This window comes from Nocardia tenerifensis NBRC 101015 (assembly GCF_000308715.1).
In the GTDB taxonomy this organism is placed as follows: Bacteria; Actinomycetota; Actinomycetes; order Mycobacteriales; family Mycobacteriaceae; genus Nocardia; species Nocardia tenerifensis.
In genome coordinates, this window is sequence record NZ_BAGH01000315.1 from 1 (window position 1) to 4918 (window position 4918).

Consider the following 4918-nt stretch of genomic DNA (forward strand, 5'->3'; position numbering starts at 1 on the left):
GCCGCGCACGGCCCGCGCACTATCCGATGACGCGGCCGCTGTGGTTGTTCCGGCGCGCGTGGGCTGCCCGGTGCGGGTCGTCGCCTCCGGCGCGCCGCCGAAAAGGGCTGCGAGCAGGACGCGTTGGGCGTGGCCGGTGTCCTGGTACTCGTCGAGCAGGACGAGGCGGAAGCGGGCGCGTTCGGCGGCGGCCACCTCGGGGTGCTCGGCGGCGAGCCGTGCGGCCAGCGACATCTGGGCGCCGAAATCCAGTGCGCCGCGGCGGCGTAGTGCGTCGGCCAACTGTTGCACGAGCGGCAGCAGGGCGATGCGTTCCCGTTGGACCTGCAGGATGCTCAGCAGGGCCTGGCTCGGCCCGCCGCGCTGGCGCGGGCCGGGCGGGAGGGTGTGCACGAGCTTCTCCAGGTCGGTGTGCGCCTCGGCCAACTGCTCGGGCTCGACCAGGTGCTCGGCGAGCTGCCCGGACAACGCGAGGACGGCCTCGGTGACCGAGACCGGCGTGCGGTCGGTGTCCAGATCACCGTCCCAGGTGCGCACGACCTGGTGCGCGAGCTGCCAGAGCTGGGTCTGGGTGAGCAGTGTCGCCGAGGGTTCCACGGGCAGCAGCAGGCCGTGCGAGGTGAGCAGCCTGCCCGCGTACGAGTGGTAGGTGCTGATCTCCGGCTCGGCCCCGGACAGCTGCGCCCGCAAGTGACCCGAGGGATCGAGCTCGCGCAGCAGCGGCGCGCCCGCCAGCCGCGCCAGCCGGGTCCGGATGCGAGCGGTCAACTGCTGCGCGGCTTTTCGGGTGAAGGTCAGGCCGAGCACCTCGTCGGGCAGCACGAGCCGATTGGCCACCATCCACACCACGCGCGCGGCCATCGTCTCGGTCTTGCCCGCCCCCGCGCCCGCGACGACCAGCGTCGGGCCGGGGGGCGCGGCGATCACCGCCGCCTGTTCGTCGGTGGGCGGCGGCAGGCCGAGCGCCTCGGCCAGTTGATGCGGCGTCACGCCGGTCACGTCTGCGCCTCGTCGACGTCGCACGCCGGCGGCAGCGGGCCCATTCGCCGCCTGCGCCCTCCGAGTCCGCGGCGATGGGCGGTGCCCGCGTGCGCGGCGGCGTCGATCGCGCGCTCCGGAATGACCGAGCAGCACAGACACTCGGGTCCGCAGATCGGCAGCGGTACGCGGATCGGCTTCTCGCTCACTCGTCGGTCACCTGCCTACCGGTGTCCTGGACCGGGCAGCTGCCCGCGACCTGGCAGTGGCGGCAGCCGTCGTTGCGCATGGCGAGATAGCTCGGCCCCTGTGTGGCGGCGGCGGCGTCGTGGATGGTGTCGCGCCACTTGTCGAGGGCCTCGGCGTCCAGCGGCGGCTGCATGCGCTGGGTGGCGCCCTCCTTGCTGCTCGGTTTGGCGACGTACACCAGTCGCGCGCCGCCCGGCTCGCCGAGCGGGCCGGGCCGATCGCTCGTCCCCGGGTCGTCCGCGGATTCGGCTGCGGCGGAGTCGGATTGGTCCAGCGCGCCCATCGCGGCCGCGACCTGATACGTCGCCAGCTGCGCGTGGTCGACCGCCGCCTGCTTGGTGACCGGCGACTTGCCCGTCTTCACGTCCACGATGACGAAGCGGCCGAGCGCGTCGCGCTCCAGCCGGTCGACCCGGCCGCGAATGCGCACGGGCCGTTCGTCTTCCGTGCGGGGCGGCAGCACGCAGTCGACCGGCACCTCGACGCCGGCCTGGGTGAGTTCGCCGCGGGTGTTGCGCACCCACGCCATGAAGGTCTCGAGCATGGCCTCGGTGCGGCGCAGCTCCTGCCGGGAGTGCCAGCCGGAGCCGGGATCGACCGAACGCCAGGCCTTGTCGAGCGCGGCGCGCACCTGTGCCTCGGGCACCCGCCCCGCCAGCGCCTGCACCAGCGTGTGCACCAGGTTGCCCTTGACGGCGTGCGGATTGTCGCCGTCGGTGCCGCCGTGACGCTCCAGCGCCCAGCGCAGCGGACAGGTGCGCAGCAGCTCGACGGTGGACGGGGAGAGGCCGACCGCGCTCTCGTCGTCCTCCCAGAGCGAGCGCCGCGAGCTCAATTCGGCTGTGCCGTACCAGTCATCGGGGTGGGTGCCCGGCACGCCCGCGCTGGCCAGGCGGGCCAGCTGGTGGGCGGCGCGCTGCCTGCGCTCCTCGTCGGAGTCGGGATCGCAGACGGCGCCGCGCAACTCGGCCACCAGCGAATGCATGACCAGCGCGCGGCCGGGGTCGGCGACCGGCAGCGCGGCCGGCTCGCCGTCCTCGTCGTGCCCGAGCAGCTCGGCGAGGAACCGGGAGGGCACGAGATCCCGTTCGCCCGAGACGGATTCCACTGCGGTGACCAACAGCGAGCGCCGGGCTCGGCTGCACGCGACGAGCAGCAGCCTGCGTTCCTCGGCGAGGATCGGCGCCGCGCGGCTCACCTGTTCGCCACCGTCGATGACGCCCGCGGTCAGGTCGACCAGGTCCTCGGTGTTCAGCAGCGTGCCGCGCGCCCTCGGGTTCGGCCAAATCCCTTCCTGCACAGCGGCCACCGCGACGACGTCCCACTCCCGCCCGGCGGCGGCGTGCGCGCTGAGCAGCGCGACGGCCTCCTTGGGCGCGGTGCGCGGCGCGGCGCCGTTCGGAATCTCCTGCTGCGTCAGGTATTCCACGAAACCTTCGATGCTCGCGCGCGGCAGGCGGTCCACGTAGCCCGCGGCGGCGTCGAACAATCCGACGGCGGCGTCGAGATCGCGGTCGGCCTGCATGCCGACCGCGCCGCCGCGCTCGGACTGCCCGACCCAGCGCCGTTCGAGGCGCGACGCGGTCCACAGGGCCCACAGCACGTCCTCCAGGCCCGCGCCGCGACGGCGCGCCTTGCGTGCCCGCTCCAACGCGTCGAGCACACGGCGCAGCGGCGCGGCTTCAACGTCGGTCAGGCGGTCCAAGATTCGAGTGTCGCCGGTCCCGATCAGCAAGTCCCGCAGCACCTCTGCGGAGGATTGATCGATGCCGTGGCGGAGTTCGACGGGGGCGTCCTCGTCTTCGGTGGGCTCCGGCGACCTCCCGTCACCGGACGAGATACGCTCGGCACCAGCGAGTTCGGGGTCGGCACGGTCCGCCGCGCTCCGTTCGGCGCCGTCAACCTCGGCGGCAGCGGGGCCGCCCGCCGCTTCTTCAGAGCCGTCGACCTCGGCCATAGCAGGGTCGGCCGCCGCCCGTTCAAAGCCGGCGTCGGCGGCACCAGGGCCGACCGCCGACGACGCTGGTCCATCGGTCCCGGTCGCCGCGGAGCCGACCACGGCCGAGTCGGGACCATCGGGGGCGGCAGGGTCAGCCGCAAAGTCATCGTCCTCGCCCTGCTCGGCCTCGCTGCCACGCCATTCGTCGTCCTCCGGAACCCATTCGGGCTCCAGGCCATACCAATCGTCGTCATCGACGGCCCGCTCGAGGCTTGCCGGACTCGGCTCGGGCAACCGCGCGCTCCGCTCCGAACTCTCCACCGCCCGTTCAGGTTCCGGCTCCGAGTACTCGGCCTCCCGGCCGGACCGCGCCCTGCTGCGCTCGGACTCCAGCACACTGCGCCGCACACCGCGCCGCAAGCGACGCAGCGTGATCTGATCGGCGCCGCCGAGCGGACCCGCGAGCAGGTCCAGCGCGTCCTCCGGCTCGAACGCCGACCCCTTTTCCCCGGCGAGCAAGGCGCGCAGCGACAGCAGCATCCACGCCGCGCCCCGACGCCGCGCCAACGGCGTGTCCAGCGCGGGCTGCTGCACCGGCACCCCGGCCGCCAGCAGCGCGCGCCGCAGCGGCGGCAGGGACAGCGGCACCGAACGGACGATCACCGCCATCCGCGACCACGGCACACCCCCGGTCAGGTGCGCGCGGCGCAGGTGATCGGCGATGAGCGCGGCCTCCTTGGCCGGGGTGGCGAGCACGCGCACCCGCACCTCGGTGTCGCCCTCAGGTTCGTCGCCCCGCTTCGGCAGCGAAAAACGTTGCGGCGCACTGCCGGGCAACTTGGCCGCGACCCTGGTGACCGCCAGCTGCACCGGTCCGCCCGAACGATGGTTGTCCCGCAAGACGATTCGCTGCCCGTCCGGCGCGGCCAGGTCGGCGACGAACCGCGCGTCCGCGCCGCGGAAGGCGAAGATGCCCTGGTCGGGGTCGCCCGCCACGACGGTGGTGTGCGCGCTGTGCCCGATCGCCCGGACCAGGATCGCGGCCTGCGGGTCGAGATGCTGTGCGTCGTCGACCAGCAGGTACCGGATTCGAGCCCGTTCGGCGGCGAGCAACTCGGCGTCCCCGGCCAGCGCGTCCAGCGCGGCGCCGATCAACTCGGCGGCGTCCAGCGCGGGCGCGGTGGCCTCGGGCGCCTCGACACCCACCGACCAGCGCAGCAGCATCGTCTGCTCATAGCGCACCGCGAACTTGCCCGCCGCCACCCACTCCGGTTTACCGTGTTCGCGGCCGAGTCGCACGAGATCCTCGGGGCCGAGGCCGCGTTCGGTGGCGCGCAGCATCAGATCGCGCAACTGCTCGGCGAATCCGCCGAGGGCCAGCGCGGGCTGCAGGCGCTCGGGCCACAGGCCGGTCGCGCCCTCCGCGATGTCGGTCAGATCGCCGCGCAGCATCTCGCGCAGCACCGCATCCTGCTCGGCACCGGTCAGCAAACGCGGCGGCGGATTGCCGTGCGCCAGCGCGTGCCTGCGCAGCACCGAGAAGGCGTAGGAGTGCAGGGTGCGGGCCAGCGGCTCCCTGGTCGCGCCGGGCACCCCGCCCTCGGTGTCGGGGCCGGCCAGGCGCGCGGTGATGGCGTCGCGGGCCGCGCTCGCCGCCTGCTTCGAATGGGCAAGGACCAGCACGGATTCGGGGGCATCGCCCGCCGCGATGCGCTCGGCGGCAAGATCGACAAGCAGGGCCGTCTTGCCCGT

The 4918-nt window shown here is 73.8% G+C and carries 3 protein-coding genes; all 3 read right to left on the reverse strand.

The window, feature by feature from the left end; all coding sequences use genetic code 11:
* A partial coding sequence (locus tag ON39_RS25480) for a UvrD-helicase domain-containing protein (protein ID WP_040738149.1) occupies positions 1-999 on the reverse strand: 999 nt, incomplete at its 3' end.
* Entirely contained in the window at positions 996-1187 is a 192-nt protein-coding gene (locus ON39_RS25485; protein ID WP_040738150.1) for a hypothetical protein, read from the reverse strand. The genes ON39_RS25480 and ON39_RS25485, both read right to left, overlap by 4 nt.
* On the reverse strand, positions 1184-4918 hold a 3735-nt coding region (locus ON39_RS46125; protein WP_051187058.1), incomplete at its 5' end, for a PD-(D/E)XK nuclease family protein. The genes ON39_RS25485 and ON39_RS46125, both read right to left, overlap by 4 nt.